The following is a 16,265-nucleotide window of genomic DNA, read 5'->3' on the forward strand; positions in this document are numbered from 1 at the left end:
TTATGCTACAATAATACCCATTGACAACTACAACATAAATGGAGGTTCATTATGTTTAAACGAATGACCGCAGCGCTCGCTGTTGTTCTGGGAGCCGCTTTAGTTGCTGCCGCTTGCAGCCAGCAAAGCGTCCCCTCAGGCAGCAGCCTGCCGCAGGAAAGTGCTTCCGCACTGGAAAGCCCAACAGCAAGGCAGTCGCCTGCCGCTTCGCCAACCCTTCAGCAGGAGGAGCCAACGGCCTCGCCGCCTACAGAGGCCGAAGCAACGCCGTCGCCAAGCGAGGCACCGGCAGCCAAGCTTTACAAAATGGACAGCGTATACCGCTTCAAGCCGATTGATAAAGGGGTGACGGACAAAGTCGTGCTGCTGACCTTTGATGATGGGCCGCACAACAAGGAGGTGCTGACCAGTCTGCTCGATACGCTGGACAAGCATAAGGCCAAAGCGATCTTTTTCGTAAACGGCTACCGGGTTAAAGCGAATCCTGATTTGCTTTCGCTCATTCATGAGCGGGGACAGACGATCGGCAACCACTCCTGGGACCACATCAATTTGAAAAAAGAATCTGCCGCTAAAGTGGAGCAGCAGGTTGCTGATGTTCAGGATCGTGTCATGAAGCTAACCGGCGAAGCGCCAAAGTTTTTCCGTCCGCCTTACGGCTCCGGCAACGATAGCGTCAAAGAAATCGTCAAAAACCACGGCATGCTGTACATGACGTGGTCCAACGGTTCACTAGATTGGGAGCAGAAATCTCCCGGAGATCCTGATAAAGTCGTCGCGAGTGTGCTGGAGCAGCTCCATCCAGGCGCCAACATTTTAATGCATGAGCTGGCCTGGACCGCTGAAGCGCTTGACAAGCTGCTGACGCAGCTTGAAGACAAGGGCTATGGCTTCATCGATCCGGCTGCAATTGATACGGAGCAAACGAATTAAAGAACTGGGGTAGCCAATCGCTACAGCAGCTTAATTCGCATATTTCACTCCGTACCAGAACAATAAGCCGACCAAGCTCAAAAAAAGGAAAAACAATACATTATAATACCATCTCGTTATTTTGCTAGCGCCCGAAGGGAACTTTTTCCGTCTTGGGGGAAGGAGCTCCCTTCCCTCTTCATCAATTCGGGGAGCTTCCGTTGTCTCGGGCGACGGCCCTTTGCGCGTCGCTTTCCCGAATTTTTGTACCCTGCTCATAATTGCCCTTTCGGTTCCCTCCTGAATCTTATAATAAAGCCCATAATCATATCTATCGCAAAGTGCGCAAGAATTGGGGCCCATAAGCTGCCGGTTTCGATATAAATCCATCCTAAGCCGTAGCTAATGGAAAACACAAGTCCAGTTGGAATCCAATGCTTTAAATAGCGGACATGAATGGCTGCAAAAATAATGCTTGTCCAATACGGCCCGAACGCATGCTGCAGAGCGCCCCTGAAGAGGAGCTCTTCACATACCGAGACGACAAACGACAATACGATAATATGCCAAATCGGGCGTTCACGAAAAATCCGGTCATTTACACCGCCATCATCGGCTGCTTCATCAGGGACAAAACGGGAAATAGACAAATCTACAAGCAGTACAACCGCCGCCAAACCTAGTCCAAACCATACGACGGCAAGCTCTTTCGGAAAATGAAATAAAGTAATTATGCTTTGACGCTGAAATAAAACCCATATCAAGCCGATAATAAAAGTAAGTGCTTGCGTCATGTACAAATTAATGAGCAGCATGCGATCGTCAAGCTCGTCAACGGTCACCTTGCGCACTCGTATTTTACGGATGTCGAATTTTTTCATAACTTCCCGCCCGTCCTGGAGGTTCGTATTTTTGAAGTAAATTCACCTGTACGCACAGGCTGCAAAAGAGAGCAATAATGAATACATACATAAAAAGGGAGTTTTGTTATGGAAAAGCAGCTAACCCGTTCCGCCATGTTTTACAGCATAGGTTTTATTTTCATGCTGGTTTGCGCAGTTGGCGCATTTTTCTACGGTGTACAGTACGGCAGTGAGCAGACAAAAACCAGCTACGAAATGAAACAGTTAAACAGTGAGGCAAAATCCAAGTCGACTCCGTATCAGCAGCAAGATCTCGTCTCCTACTATCATACTGTATTTCTGCCCTACCGTGAATTCCAAAACGAATGGTTCAATGCTATGAAGAAGCTGGAGCAGGACGATTCAGCCGATGGCAACGCCATTTTCAAGGATTTGTCCAAGCTGGCCAAGAAAAAGGCCGCCGAGGTCGCCTCCTTCAACATGCAGCAATCGCCACTGCTCGGTGAAGCACAGGCGAGCGTCATTAAAAGCCTTGAATTGTTTGAGCAAACGTCTAATAAAGCAGCAAACAAAGCGAAGACGCTCAATTCTGCGAAGCTCATTGCAGCCGTTGATGACGATTCCATTTACCAAGCAGCCGTGAAGCAAACCCTATCCTCGCAGCAATCGTATTACAGCGCGATGATGAAATGGGCGGCTACCGTAAACAGTGATATTCCTAACGAATACAAATTCCCGAATATTTTGGAAATCAGCAAATGGAACAAGCTGCCCCTTATTGTGAAAAACAAATTAATGGCCGACCATTTGCTGTCGCATAAGCAGCTAACGAATTACTATCCACAGGATCTGGTTATCCGGATCGATGAATTTATTAAGACGGGGCAAGCGAGCAAAATGAAAATCCGCTCCATCGCTGCCATTGCTGAGCTGCTGATGAATACAGCCGCAGTACGCAACGGCGACTACAGCAGCGGCTCAGAGCAAATGTACAGCAAGGAAGTGCTGCCGCTGCTGCCTTTCTTCACCACGACCTCGTCTTAAGCGCCCGCTGGTGCTAATCGTATTGAAACCCTTGAAGCAGGGCTATGGCCGCCATTCCTCCCGTCACATTGAGGAGGCTGCCGTAGCCCTGCTTTTCTAAATATCCGCATACATTTGCGCTGCGAACGCCATGTGCGCATACGATATAAAGCGGCTTGTCATCCGCTAATTGTCCCAATTGCTGAGGGATCGTATTCATCGGAATAAGCGTGGACTGCTCCAGATGATAATAATCCCATTCAAATGACTCACGAACGTCAATGACTTGCCCTGCCTCTATATGTCCTTTCTCCAAAAGCTGCAAAAAAACATCCGCTTCGATCTCTTCCCAATTGTTCATGTCTCGTCTCTCCCCTTTATCTATTTAAGCAGGCAATGCATGAATCATATCAAAAAATTTCACATTTGATCAAGTTTGAGGATTGCAATTGTCCATGTTAATGCTTTAAAATGATAAAGGCTATCCTTTCTGTCCGTTCGACATGATTCGAGTAGCCGTTTGACTATATGAAACTCTCGCCTCGCATGCATAGTGTGCAAGGGCGGTTTTTATTTTAGTATCACACCTGATGTAGCTTACGAAATGATTTTTACATTCGCAAAAATTTTAGGGGGCAATCTACTTATGTTTAAAGTGCTAGTATCCGATCCCATCAGCGATCTGGGCATCCAACAGCTTGTAGACGCGGAAGATATCATTGTCGATAAAAAACCAGGTTTAAGCGAGGACGAGCTCGTCGCTATTATTGGCGAATATGACGCTCTGCTCGTTCGCAGCCAAACGCGTGTAACAGCACGCATTATGGAAGCTGGCAAGCTTCTGAAAGTCGTTGGACGCGCAGGCGTTGGCGTAGACAACATTGATCTGGACGCTGCAACCCAGCGCGGAATCATCGTTATTAACGCTCCTGACGGCAATACGATTACAACTTGCGAGCATACTTTTGCCATGATGATGGCTGTAGCCCGCCATATTCCTCAAGCATATATGAAAACGGTCAATGGCGTTTGGGATCGCAAATCCTTCCTTGGCGTAGAGCTTCGCAACAAAGTGCTCGGCGTTCTTGGCATGGGCCGTATCGGCAGCGAAGTTGCAAAACGTGCAAAAGCTTTCGGCATGGACATTCTCGGCTACGATCCGTTTATGACGGAAGAACGTGCAGAGAAGCTTGGCATTAAGCTTGCATCGGTGGAAGAAATTGTCCGTAACGCGGATTTTATGACCGTGCACACCCCGCTTACACCTGAGACTCATCATATGATTGGCAAAGACCAATTTGCTGTTATGAAGCCTGGCATGCGCATCATAAACTGCGCTCGCGGCGGCATCATCGATGAAATTGCTTTGGTTGATGCAATCGATCAAGGCATCGTTGCTGGAGCAGCATTCGACGTATTCGAAGTAGAGCCTCCTGCTGAGGACCACCCGTTCCTGAAGCATCCGAAAATTATCGTAACGCCTCACCTTGGCGCATCGACAGTAGAAGCCCAAGAAAATGTTGCGATCGACGTTTCGGAGCAAGTACTGCACATTTTGCGTGATGAGCCGTTCAGCAACGCAGTCAACATGCCGCCAATTCCGGCTGGCCTGCAAAGCAAGCTTCAACCGTATTTCATTCTTGGAGAGAAGCTGGGCAGCTTTATTTCCCAAATGACCGACGGTCCTGTACAGGAAATCGTTGTCGGCTACTCGGGTGATCTTGCGGAAGTAGATACACAGCCACTGACTCGCTACGTTGTCAAAGGTATTCTGTCCCACCACCTTGGTACAGAGCAAGTGAATATCGTCAACTCGTTGCACCTTGCGAAAGAGCGCGACGTCAACATTGTCGTTCAAAAATCGCATATTTCGAAGGACTTTACGAATCTCGTAACCGTATCGCTGCGCACGAAGAAGGAAGATCGCGTTGTTGGAGGCACACTGCTTACAGGTTACGGTCCTCGCATTGTGCAAATTGACAACTTCCCTGTCGATGTTACACCAGAAGGCAACCTGATTCTGATCTCGCATAACGATAAGCCAGGTATTATCGGCCGCGTAGGTACGCTGCTTGGCACGAATGACGTAAACATCGCGACGATGCAGGTAGGTCGTCAGCTAGAGGGCGGCTCCGCGATTATGGTGCTGCGTGTTGACAAAGGAACGCCGAAAGAGGTTCTTGAGCAGCTTACAAACTTAACTGAACTGAACACTGCAAAAGAAATTAAAATCTAATAAGGACTTCTGTCCATGCAAGAAACCCCTAAGTGTTCTTAATTGACCACTTAGGGGTTTTTATTTGCCAATCGACTTGTTATGGCTCTCCTCTCTCCTATATTCCTGACAACAGGCTGCTATGCACTACACACTACACACTACACACGGCCTGATCGGCTTCTACCGCCTTAAATGTCTTGCCTTGTAGGTGATTAGCAATGCACCGCTATCGCCAAGATTGAACGTATCTGGACCCTTAAGCTCGTAGGACATTCCTACCTAAAGTGTAAGGCAGCCACTGCATCTGCATCAACTATACATTCGCCGTATCCGAGGTTCCTGTCATTTAAAAACTTTTTTTGTTAGAAAACTCTATTCTATTAATGAAAATGTTTCACGAGCAACAAGATTTAATGCTTCTTTTCAACAAAAAATAGCGCTCCGATAGGAGCGCCTTGACAGCTAATGCTTCGTTTCGACAGGCAGCAACAGCGTAAAGGTCGTTCCTTTGCCGAGTATGCTGTCTACTTCGATTTGCCCATTATGCTGGGTAATAATATTTTTGACGATCGCAAGACCGAGACCAGTTCCAACAGAGGAGCCTCGCTTGCGCGATTTGTCCGCTTTGTAAAACCGTTCGAAAATATACGGCAAATCCTCGCTAGGAATGCCCTGTCCTTCATCTTTAATTTGCATTTGAATAAAATGGGTCTGATTAATCGTCATTTGGCTTGCCGCAATCGTCACGGACTTGCCAAGCGGCGTATGCCGCAGCGCATTATCCAGCAAATTGGTCAGCACCTGCTCTAGCCGATCTTCATCCGCCCCTAGCAGCAAGAGCGGGATATCAGGCAGCTCTGTCTTAAACATAACTTCCCGTTCTTTGGCAAATACTTGGAACTTGCGATGCACACGCCTTATAATTTGCAGCAAATCGACCTGCCGCAAATTCAGCTCCACATGCCCAGCTTCCATACGTGCCATATCCAGAAAATCATTGACTAGCCTGCCCATACGCAGCGACTCATCATAAATGACCTGCACAAGCTCCTTGCGCTCCTCTGGAGAAGCCACAATATCATCAAGCAGCGCTTCGCTGTAGCCTTGCATCATGGAAAGCGGCGTTCTAATCTCATGTGAAACATTCGCCACAAAGTCACGCCGTAGCTTCTCCAGCTTATGCTCCTCCGTCACGTTCCGAATAACTGCGACCGCTCCACGGGCAACGCCCTCGCGCAGCAGCGGAGCCATCACGACCGACCACATGCTGTTGTGCACGTATACTTTATTCGAAACATCGCGGCCTTCGTCCATGACCTTCTCGAATATATCAAGCAGCGGCCCAGGAACAGAAGAGTATGGCTTTGTGCTATCGTAAAAAGCATCGCCCCACTCCTGATTCAGATCAGCCCAGCGGTTTATAAGCAAATGCCCCGGCGGATTTGTCAAAATGATTTCGCCTTCAGCATCGAACGTAATAACTCCGTCACCCATGCTGCGCAGGATGCTCGACAAATGCTCCTTCTCATGATTAAGATCATGAATTAGCTTATCGACCTGCTCAGTCATATTATTGAACGTATTCGCCAGCTCGCCAATTTCATCATTTGAGCGAATTTTCACCCGCATCTGATAATTTCCTTGCGATATCGAATCCGCAGCCTCCTTCAGCTCGAGCAGCGGTTGCTGAATTTTACGCGATAGAAAAAAGGCAAAAAAGGTCGACATCAGAAAGCCGATAACTGCAACGATGACGAACAGCAGCATCACTTCATGGCTGGCATCATTTTCAAATAAATACCCGATATACGGAATAAGAAATACGCCAAGCGTCAGCAGCACGACGGCCACGAGCAAAATAATTGTTACCCACAGCTTGCCTACGACGCTATGCCACAGTAGAAAAGGAGAGTACTTCCTCCAATTCATTACTTTGGCACCTCAAGCTTGTAGCCGACGCCCCATACCGTTGTAATCATGGCTGCTGCATCGCCCGATACTTTGTTCAGCTTCTCGCGCAGGCGCTTGACATGTGTATCAACGGTTCGGAGATCACCGAAAAACTCATAGTTCCATACATCCTTAAGCAGCTCCTCACGGGAAAACACTTTATCCGGCGAAACAGCCAAATAGTGCAAGAGCTCATATTCCTTTGGCGTCAAGCTCACTTCCTGACCTGCCGCTGTTACCCGGTGGGCATCATGCTCAATGATCAAATGCGGAAATACGATATTGTTGCTGGAATTGACTTCCTTCGTCAAAAAAGCAGTGGCCGAGGAGCGGCGCAAAATCGCCTTAACCCGATAAATGACTTCGCGCGGGCTAAATGGCTTAACGACATAATCGTCAGCCCCCACTTCAAACCCTTGCACGCGATTCATTTCCTCGCCTTTCGCCGTCAGCATAATGACAGGCGTCGCTTTCACTTGACGAAGGCGGGAGCACATTTCCACGCCATCAATGCCCGGAAGCATAACGTCGAGCAAAATCAGCGCGTAGTCCGTAGCCGTAGCCATTTGCAGCGCGGATTCTCCATCTTCCGCTTCATCAATGACGTAGCCTTCCTTTTCCAAATACATTTTGAGCAAACGGCGAATCCGTTCTTCATCGTCAACAACCAAAATTCGGCTGGCGAAATTAGACATATTCACTAACCCCTTTCCCAATCGCGATTAATTCGTTCCCGCGTAAGAATGAAGACCCGCTATTACCAGATTTACACCCACAAGCGTAAAGAGAATAACGACGAAGCCAATGACCGCGAGCCAGGAGGACCGCAGGCCCTGCCAACCGCGCGACAATCTGAAATGCAAATAAGCACTGTAGTAAAGCCAGGAAATAAGCGCCCAAACTTCCTTCGGGTCCCAGCCCCAGAACCGCCCCCATGCAATATTTGCCCAAATCATGGCAAAGATGAGCGCACCGAGCGTGAAAATCGGAAAGCCAATTGCAATGGCGCGATAGCTGATTTCATCCAGATCATCCGGGTCTACCCCCTCCATGACCGGATGAATAACTGCTCCAAGCGGCTTGCGGAATACGAGGCGGAGCAAGCCATACAAAATCGTTCCAGCAATAATCGACCAAATGACCGTATTGAGCTTACGGCCTGCATTAACGCCGTTCATCCAAGATGGTGCCTCCAGCTTCGTGTCGGTCATGCCAAGGAAACTGTCAGAATGGACGACCTGGCTGTTGTAAGGCTTCACAATCGGAGGCAGGGAATAATCAACCGTTTCGACTTTAGACGACTCAATTCCTTTGGAGTCAACTGTCGACATCTCCTGCGAGAACTGAGCTTCATAACCAGCGGCACGGAAACCGAATACCGCAACCAGAAAACCAATAATAATAATAATCGTATATAGCGAAAACTCTACCCAAAAACGCGATCTCCGCGCTTCCTTCGTCTCGCTATTGAAATCAACAACCCGCAGCAAATACATAAGCCCGGCAGCAAAACCGACGGCAAAAAAGGCTTCGCCCAGCGCAGCTGTCGTGACATGTACTTTAAGCCATATGGAGTTAAGCGCTGGAATTAGCGGCTGAACCTCCTGTGGAAAAACCGAAGCATAAGCTACGATAATAACGGTTAGCGGCAGGGAGAACATGCCCAGCAGTGCTTTACGATAAATCGCATATATAATCGTAAAAGCAATCATTATCGCCATACCGAGGAAGGTCATAAATTCGTACATATTACTCGTTGGAATTTGACCGCTACCTGCCCATCTTGTGAAGAAGAAGGTCAAATGGGCTGCCAGCCCCAAGCTTGAGGTGACAAACGCAATGCGTCCCCAACGCTTCTCATGCTGAAACGGATCGCGGTTGCTCCACTTTTTCCCCGCAATCGCAATGACATAAAATAAAAAGGCAAAGCAATACAGAAAAAAAGCGGCTATAAAAGCATCACTGCTCAAATCAACTAAACTCACGCGTTATTCCCTCCGTTATCTAGCGACTTTGGATCTACGGTCACGCCAATCTTTTGAAGCGCGCCTGCCACATCCGCCCGCATGCCGTACCAGTTTTTATTCGTGTGTGCGCCAAGCGACAGCTGGCCGTCGTCAATACGCAGCCAAATTCTGCGATGCTGCCAGTATGAACCCATCAACAAGCCGATCATTGATATAGCTGCACCGACCCAGACAAAATTCAGCGCCTTGTCCACACGAACATTAAGCGAGGTAGAAGCTTCTGAGAAGTTGACATTTTGCATCCCGTCAACCTTGATCTCAAACTTGCTTGCTAAAGCGCCATTAATTTGATCTTGCCCAAACTTCTCCTTGTCCTTCTGCATCGGGAAATACATATAAGGCTGTCCCGCTTCAGGGAGTCCCGGACCGGTAATCAGAAAGACGAATGCTGGCGCATTTGGTTCACGCCCGAGCGTCGTTGGTTCGCCGTTCTCGCCAACTGCAAAATCCATGTAATTGGCGATCAGCCGCATTTTGTAAGGGCCGAGCTCATAATCGAGCGCAGCATCCTTCATCGTCAGCTCGAAAGGCCCGTATTTCTCGCCCGTCTCTTTGTTAATCAGCATAGGCTGGACGCTTATGAGTTTCGGCGTCAGATCGAAGTCAAACTGATACAGCTTCAAACCTTTGTATTTCAGTGGGCTGTTGACGATAATATCATGCTTCGCTACTTCCTCAAGCACCGGCTTCTCGCCAGCCTCGCAGCCGCTTGTACATGTATAAAGCACAGCCGCTGTTTCATAAAGCTTTGCCCTTGCTTGTCCCTTCAGCTCCGGCGGAAGCTCATCATCCGTATAAAAATCAACGGTAAACTTTTCATTTTTGACATAATAGTTGGTGCCTTCAATCGGTACGGTCGCGCCGTCGGCAATCGAAATATAGCTGTCCATTTGCCAGCCAGGCAGGCTGCGGGCGAGTATCGACAGCAGAAACAATATAAGGCCGATATGATTAATATAAGGACCCCATCTACTAAATCGGTTTTTCTCCGCAAGCAGTGCCGAGCCGTCCATATGAACGCGGTAGCGCTTCCGCTTTAGCTGAGCCGCAAACTGCTCCACCCATGCTTCGGCAGGCTCGTCCACTTTTGCGGAATATACCGTCTTCTGCCGATTGATGAACTGGAGATGCTTGCGAATTTGCTGCTTGCTCAGCGCCCTATAAAGCGGCAAAATCCGGTCCAGGCTGCAAATGACGAGTGATGTCCCGATCATTACAAGCAGCGTAATGAACCACCAGGACTCGTAAGTATGCGACAAACCTAGCATATGATAGATTTTGCCTGGTGTCCCATATGTACTTTCATAATAAGCCGCAATATCAAAATTATTGATAAATGTGTTTTCCTGCGGGTAAATCGTTCCGAGAGATGCGCTGACAAACGTCAGCACAATTAAATAAATGGCGATTTTCACAGAAGAAAAAAAGCTCCAAATCCGGTCGATTGGATTTTGGTTTTTTTTCTGCGAACGCCGGGCAATGCCGTCATAACGCATTTCCAGCGGCTCACTTTGCTGCTGGTCCTCCATAAGCGGCTTGCCGCAGCTTTCGCACAGCACGGTTCCAACCGCATTCTGATGCCCGCATTCACACTTGGTGTTATGTATAGCTAACACGGAAGAAACCTCCTAATACGTTAACAGCTTCTCTATTCGCTCATCAATATATTCCTCAGTCATTCCACCTACCGTAATATCCATTATTGTACCATCCGGTTTAACGAAAAAAGTAGTCGGATACGATCTTAGTCCGTACTCCCGCTCCGTCTTCCGGTCCACATCCCGCAATATCGGATAGTTCAGCTCAAACTGATGGACAAAATTGTTAACGGTGAGTGTATCCTCACTTAAATTAATAGCCAGAATTTCGAGGCCATCATTTTGCCATTTGGCAAATTGACGTTCGAATTCCGGCATTTCCTTCACGCATGGCGGGCAAAATGTTCCCCAGAAATTAACGACAATCGCTTTGCCCTTGTAATCGGACAGCTGATGTACGTTGCCCTGTATATCTACAAGCTTAAACTCCGGAGGTGTTCCTCCCACCTTCGGAACGCCCCCGCTTTGGCCGGAAGCAAACAAAGTTGTTCCAATCGCATACCCTCCGATAATGAGCACGGCTGACAATATGACGATCTGCATGATTTTGCGTGACGATTTCATAGAGCTTTCATCACCTGCATTTCGGTTAGTGTATCAACATAGATAGATCCATTATAACGAAAAGCTGGCGGCAATTGCCGCTGCCGCCGTCTACTTTTTATGAACTTTATGTGACTTGCGAGCAGCTTCGCGCAGCTCTTTCACTTCTACAGGCGTCAGATGGCGGAATTGCCCCCTTGCCAAATTATGCAAGCCCAGCTCGCCGAACTTCACCCTTCTCAAGCGAACAACCGGATGATTAATCGCTTCGAACATCCTTCTAACCTGACGATTACGGCCTTCATAGATCGTAATACGGACAGTTGATGTATTTTCTTCCGTATTCACGTCCTGGTACTCAACCTCAGCAGGAGCGGTCATGCCGTCTTCAAGCTTAACGCCCTTCTTCAATTGATCCAGCAGCGTTCCGTGAGGCACGCCCTTTACTGTCGCATAATAGGTTTTCGGTACATGATGGCTCGGATGCGTCAGGAGATTGGCGAACTCGCCGTCATTCGTGAGCAGCAGCAGCCCTTCCGTATCGTAGTCCAGACGGCCTACCGGATAAACGCGCTCTCTGATGCCCGGCAAATAGTCGGAGACGATTTTGCGGCCTTGCGGATCGCTCGCGCTCGTAATAACGCCCTTCGGCTTATTCAGCATCACATACACTTTTTTCTCATTTCGGATTGGCTTGCCATTCACAAGAATGACATCTACAGCAGGGTCCGCTTTCACACCGAGCTCGGTCACTTTCTCGCCATTGACTTCAACCACTCCAGCCAAAATCATTTCCTCGCATTTTCTCCGGGATGCGATGCCCGCTTGCGCTAATATTTTCTGTAAACGTTCCAATACTTTCACCTCAAACTTTATCATAACGATATGAGGCGCAAAGCACAAGCGCTGTTAACCGAATATGTACATGCAAATGAAAATTGCTGCTAAAAAACCGACCAGATCGGAAAACAAGCCCACTTTAAGCGCATATTTGGTTTTTCGAATTCCGATAGCTCCAAAATAAACGGTCAGCACATAAAGCGTCGTATCCGTGCTTCCTTGAATAGTAGAAGCAATTCGCCCAATCATCGAATCCGGCCCATAGGTTTGAATCAAATCTGCGGTAAAAGCAAGCGACCCTGCCCCAGTCAACGGCCTAAGCACCGCAAGCGGCAATACCTCGCTCGGTATGCTGAGCCAATCGAACAGCGGGCGAACGACGCCAATCATAAAATCCATCGCGCCCGAAGCACGAAACATGCTGATTGCGACCATCATCCCGACGAGATGGGGAATAATTGCAATTGCTGTACCAAAGCCATCCTTGGCACCTTCAGTAAATGTCTCATAGACGGGAACTTTGCGAAAAGCCGCATAAAGTGGAATAAATACGATAATAGCAGGTATCAGCCATGCCGATGCTCTGGTAAAAGCGTCAAGCAATGCCGCCACCTCCCCCCGAAGCTGCCGCTGCTCCCGGCTTGGCTGCTGGGGCAAGAGGCTGGGACGGACCTTTGACAATAGGCGGCTTCTGCCTGCTCCGGTACCAGCGATCGGCCACAATCGCCGCAGCGGTAGCAATAAACGTAGCGGCGAGCGTCGTGCCAACGATTTCCGCCGGATTCGCCGAGCTGTAATTCATGCGAATTGCAATTAATGTTGTCGGAATCAGCGTAATGCTGGATGTATTTAACGCGAGCAGCGTACACATGGCTGGAGTTGCGACAGCCGGATCTGGGTTTAGCTTCTGCAGCTCCTGCATCGCCTTAATGCCCATCGGCGTTGCCGCGTTGCCTAATCCGAAGAGGTTGGCGCTCAGGTTGCTCATAATATAGCCGAGTGCCGGGTGGTTTTTGGGCACATCCGGAAATAGGAAGCGAACGATGGGGCCGAGCAGCTGTGCCATCTTTTTCAACAATCCTGCATCCTCCGCTATTCGCATCATGCCCAGCCAGAACACCATAATGCTGATCAGACCGAAGCTGATCGTCACGCCAGCTTGCGCTCCTGTGAATGCAGCTCCAGCTACTGCATCAATTTTGCCATTAAAAGCGCCGACGACGACGCTGATGACAATTAAAAACAGCCAAATAAAGTTAACCATGCTTCCCGCCTCCCCAAGCAGTCAAGCGTAAACGGCGGCTACCTTATCAAAAACGAAGCAGCCGTTTCAGATTCGATTAAAATAGGCAAGCTGCTGGCTTTTTCATTTAAACAAAGCCCGAATAGCCTCGCCTGCCGACGCCAAATAATTTTTCTTCCCCAATCCATCATTGAAAAAAGCATCCGCCTCAGCCTTTTTGCGTTCCGGAAGCGTAAGTCTGCTGCTCCCCGTATCATAGATAGGCACAGCTCCTATTTTCGCCCCGTTCATATACCACTCGAGCGATCCTCTTTCGCCTAATGCATAACGCGTCGTTGCTGTATTTACAACGATAAGCCGTGAAGTCAGCTGGCCTTTTTCCTCCTCCGTTAGGGGGTAGCTGAAGGTTTGCCCTACAGCATAAGGATAGCCGGTGAGCGCCTGTCCCTTGCCCGCTATTTGGGATAGCGGATAATGCTGAAAGCCCCAATCAAGCATATGGCGATGATCCGCCCAATCGTCTCCATCGCTTAGCGTGACAGCTGCCAGCTGCTGACCGCCTCGGGTGGCGGAGCTGACAAGGCAGCGCAGCGCCTGTTTCGTGTAGCCAGTCTTAACGCCATCTGCGCCATCATACATTTGGAGCATTTTATTTTTGTTGACCCATTTATATTGCCACTGCTCATGCGGGTTTGGGACCTGCTTGACGGGTGTACTGACAATTTTGGCGAATACAGGATTGCGGAGCGCATAAGCGGTCAGCTTAGCAAGATCGTTAGCTGAGGAATAATGCCCCTTCTCATCAAGGCCATGAGGGTTTTTAAATTGGGAGTTTGTCATTCCCAGAAAAGACGCTTTTTCATTCATCAGCATAACAAAGCCTTCCTCTGAACCGCCGACATGCTCTGCAATCGCGGTTGCTGCGTCATTTCCCGATCGCAGCATGAGGCCATATAGCATGTCCTGCAATTTCATTTCTTCATTAAGCTGCAAGTAAATCGAAGAGCCTTCCTTGCCTACCGCCCGCTTGCCCGTCTTGACGGTGCCTGACAGATTGCCATGCTCTATCGCTACAATTGCCGTCATAATTTTGGTTAAGCTGGCTATAAGCATCGGCTTGTCTCCGTCCTCACTGTAGAGCAATCTGCCCGAGGTGACATCAATCAGCGCCGACGCTGATGCATGTGTGCTCAGCGGTTCTGGTTCAGCCGCGTAGCCTGGCGCTGGCAGGCTTGTCCCTAACAAACAGATCGCCAAACCTAACAAAAGCGATATACGAGCTATTTTCACATTGCTAATCATTGTTCGCGGCCCCTTTCCTATGTGTAAGTCCGATATTCATGAGAGGACATTGCCTTCCCCACAGATTTTTAAACGCCTTGTACACTGTATGCTTGTCTCGGCAAAATTAGACTGTAATGTGTAGATGACTTACCCTTTTCTCGGCGGACAAATCCCGCTTCGCATAAATAAAACCCTATTTATATCGGCTTCGCTTATAAAATTTTGTGCTTTAAATGAAAAACTGCCCTTGCGGGCAGCTTTGGCCTTAAATAACGGTTGAGTCCGTTGTACTCATATAGCCTGCATTCATATTGGTGCCTGCTAATTGGCTCGTGCCACTGGACGAGCTGCGCATCATGGATTGCACCTTATCGAATACATACGGCGTCGAATCAATAATTCGTTCCAACAGATGCGTGTTATTGTCGAGCGGCACGATTTTGACGCCTTGTGTGCCAACAACGAGGAAGGCAATAGGCGTGATCGATACGCCGCCCCCGCTTCCTCCGCCAAATGGGGATACTACTGAAGCATTGTGGCTGTCATCTGAGCTGCTGGACGAGGTCGAGCTGTCACCGCTAAACCGCATATCGCTGCCGCCTGCAACAAATCCAAATCCGACCTTGCTTATCGGCATAATAATGCTGCCGTCCGGCGTTTGTACGGGGTCACCTACAATTGTGTTGACGTCGACCATTTCTTTAATATTTTCCATTGCTGTCTGCATAAGGCCTTGTATTGGATGCTCTTTCACGACATCTCCTCCTAATTGTACAAATCAATTTAATGCAGGCTACGCTAATAATGTTTCCCGCAGCCCTACATTGTATGTACTAAACGTATACGGCTGTCGCCATCCTTTGACGGCGCCGTACGTTTCAGTCAGAAAAATAAAAGCACAGTTCGACGAAAACTTATGTATTGCTTCTAAAATAAAAAAAGCAAAACCCCGCTCTTCTTTAAGGAGGCGGCTTTGCTTTATTTCGAAATATTCAGTTTCTACTCATCCGTTATTCAAACAAAATATGGTGCCACACCTGAATGCCTTGCGACCCTTTTTTGAGCCGCCGCTTCAAGGCCAAGCCTGATCTCACCGCATGGAACATGCTAAGCTTGGCCGTACATTGCCATTCTGTCTGAAAATAAGTCCCTTGGTACGTCGGCTGCACCTGGAGCACCGGATCGGCTTTAAGCAATACGAACTGTGATATGACGCCCAGCATCGTCGTTTTAATCGACCACACAGCCCCAGTCGTCATGGCCGTCCACATCGCGTCCCCAACGCCTACCGTTGTCGACCATTTCCATTCGGTCAATTGCACCTTTTTCAGCAGCTGCTTGACCCAGCCTCGCAAATTATCGGTTACTTCCAGCGCATGCTTCAGTTTTTCAATAAACCGCTGTACATTTTCGGCGTCAATTTTCCCCTGCAGCTCCTTGGAATGCTCCACGCCCGCCTGCTTGGTGCTTATTTGCTCATGCAGCCGGATTGTGGCTCCCTGCAATTTCATTTGCGGAATCTTCACCTTATAATGCAGCAGTCCATACAGCCCTACAATTCGCACATCGATATGGTCAAGGTCGCCCTTCCTTCTAAGCTTTCCATATACGCGTACCGGCGAAGCAAGGGCAAGCAGCACTAAGAACAAAAAAAAGAGACCTGCCGCCGTCATCAAGCCGTAAAGGTTTCCGGGCATAGTGCTTCCTCCGTTTTCCTATTATGGGTTGAATATAGTATGACCCGGCGGTCAAATCTCATTCTCT

Annotated in this window: 16 protein-coding genes; 3 read left to right on the top strand and 13 right to left on the bottom strand. The window is 48.6% G+C overall.

Going from position 1 to position 16,265, the window contains the following annotated elements; genetic code table 11:
* The first annotated feature begins 51 nt into the window (after window positions 1-51).
* On the top strand, window positions 52-933 hold the full coding sequence (locus tag MHB80_RS17535) for a polysaccharide deacetylase family protein (protein WP_341278192.1): 882 nt from the start codon (window positions 52-54) through the stop codon (window positions 931-933).
* A 254-nt stretch (window positions 934-1,187) separates the two neighbouring features.
* Here MHB80_RS17535 and MHB80_RS17540 read toward each other — a convergent pair whose 3' ends face one another.
* Window positions 1,188-1,793: a CPBP family intramembrane glutamic endopeptidase gene (locus MHB80_RS17540; RefSeq protein ID WP_341278193.1), complete on the bottom strand. Its 606-nt coding sequence runs from the start codon at window positions 1,791-1,793 to the stop codon at window positions 1,188-1,190.
* Between the two features lie 108 nt (window positions 1,794-1,901).
* Here MHB80_RS17540 and MHB80_RS17545 point away from each other — a divergent pair, with 108 nt between their 5' ends.
* Window positions 1,902-2,819 (top strand): hypothetical protein, encoded by a 918-nt coding sequence (locus tag MHB80_RS17545; RefSeq protein WP_341278194.1) that lies wholly within the window; start codon window positions 1,902-1,904, stop codon window positions 2,817-2,819.
* A gap of 13 nt (window positions 2,820-2,832) precedes the next feature.
* Here the strand turns inward: MHB80_RS17545 and MHB80_RS17550 are convergent, their stop codons facing one another.
* On the bottom strand, window positions 2,833-3,159 hold the full coding sequence (locus tag MHB80_RS17550; protein ID WP_341278195.1) for a rhodanese-like domain-containing protein: 327 nt from the start codon (window positions 3,157-3,159) through the stop codon (window positions 2,833-2,835).
* A gap of 285 nt (window positions 3,160-3,444) precedes the next feature.
* Between MHB80_RS17550 and serA the strand changes: the two genes are divergently transcribed.
* Window positions 3,445-5,034, top strand: coding sequence for a phosphoglycerate dehydrogenase (serA, locus tag MHB80_RS17555; RefSeq protein ID WP_341278196.1), 1,590 nt, complete (start codon window positions 3,445-3,447; stop codon window positions 5,032-5,034).
* 444 nt (window positions 5,035-5,478) lie between these two features.
* Here the strand turns inward: serA and MHB80_RS17560 are convergent, their stop codons facing one another.
* From MHB80_RS17560 to MHB80_RS17610, 11 genes are all read right to left on the bottom strand, one after another.
* Window positions 5,479-6,945, bottom strand: coding sequence for an ATP-binding protein (locus tag MHB80_RS17560; RefSeq protein WP_341278197.1), 1,467 nt, complete (start codon window positions 6,943-6,945; stop codon window positions 5,479-5,481).
* Window positions 6,945-7,661, bottom strand: a complete 717-nt coding sequence (locus MHB80_RS17565; RefSeq protein ID WP_341278198.1) for a response regulator transcription factor — start codon at window positions 7,659-7,661, stop codon at window positions 6,945-6,947. The genes MHB80_RS17560 and MHB80_RS17565 overlap by 1 nt, the downstream gene beginning before the upstream one ends.
* A 27-nt stretch (window positions 7,662-7,688) precedes the next feature.
* Window positions 7,689-8,951 (bottom strand): cytochrome c biogenesis protein CcsA, encoded by a 1,263-nt coding sequence (gene ccsA / locus MHB80_RS17570; RefSeq protein ID WP_341278199.1) that lies wholly within the window; start codon window positions 8,949-8,951, stop codon window positions 7,689-7,691.
* Window positions 8,948-10,609 carry a cytochrome c biogenesis protein ResB gene (locus MHB80_RS17575; RefSeq protein WP_341278200.1) on the bottom strand — a complete coding sequence of 554 codons (1,662 nt, stop codon included), beginning with the start codon at window positions 10,607-10,609 and terminating at the stop codon, window positions 8,948-8,950. The genes ccsA and MHB80_RS17575 overlap by 4 nt, the downstream gene beginning before the upstream one ends.
* A 12-nt stretch (window positions 10,610-10,621) precedes the next feature.
* The gene (locus tag MHB80_RS17580; RefSeq protein WP_341278201.1) at window positions 10,622-11,155 is read right to left on the bottom strand and encodes a redoxin domain-containing protein; all 534 of its coding nucleotides are present in this window, start codon (window positions 11,153-11,155) and stop codon (window positions 10,622-10,624) included.
* Between the two features lie 90 nt (window positions 11,156-11,245).
* Entirely contained in the window at window positions 11,246-11,989 is a 744-nt protein-coding gene (locus MHB80_RS17585; protein ID WP_046231994.1) for a pseudouridine synthase, read from the bottom strand.
* A 54-nt stretch (window positions 11,990-12,043) separates the two neighbouring features.
* Window positions 12,044-12,577 carry a spore maturation protein gene (locus MHB80_RS17590; protein ID WP_341278202.1) on the bottom strand — a complete coding sequence of 178 codons (534 nt, stop codon included), beginning with the start codon at window positions 12,575-12,577 and terminating at the stop codon, window positions 12,044-12,046.
* Window positions 12,570-13,238, bottom strand: coding sequence for a nucleoside recognition domain-containing protein (locus tag MHB80_RS17595; RefSeq protein ID WP_341278203.1), 669 nt, complete (start codon window positions 13,236-13,238; stop codon window positions 12,570-12,572). The genes MHB80_RS17590 and MHB80_RS17595 overlap by 8 nt, the downstream gene beginning before the upstream one ends.
* Before the next feature lie 102 nt (window positions 13,239-13,340).
* On the bottom strand, window positions 13,341-14,519 hold the full coding sequence (locus MHB80_RS17600) for a D-alanyl-D-alanine carboxypeptidase family protein (RefSeq protein WP_341278204.1): 1,179 nt from the start codon (window positions 14,517-14,519) through the stop codon (window positions 13,341-13,343).
* Window positions 14,520-14,766: 247 nt separating this feature from the next.
* Entirely contained in the window at window positions 14,767-15,255 is a 489-nt protein-coding gene (gene ytfJ / locus MHB80_RS17605; RefSeq protein ID WP_341278205.1) for a GerW family sporulation protein, read from the bottom strand.
* 256 nt (window positions 15,256-15,511) lie between these two features.
* Window positions 15,512-16,198, bottom strand: a complete 687-nt coding sequence (locus tag MHB80_RS17610; RefSeq protein WP_341278206.1) for a DUF2953 domain-containing protein — start codon at window positions 16,196-16,198, stop codon at window positions 15,512-15,514.
* Between the last annotated feature and the right edge of the window lie 67 nt (window positions 16,199-16,265).

Origin of the sequence: Paenibacillus sp. FSL H8-0537 (assembly GCF_038051995.1) — a bacterium.
Classification (GTDB): Bacteria; Bacillota; Bacilli; order Paenibacillales; family Paenibacillaceae; genus Pristimantibacillus.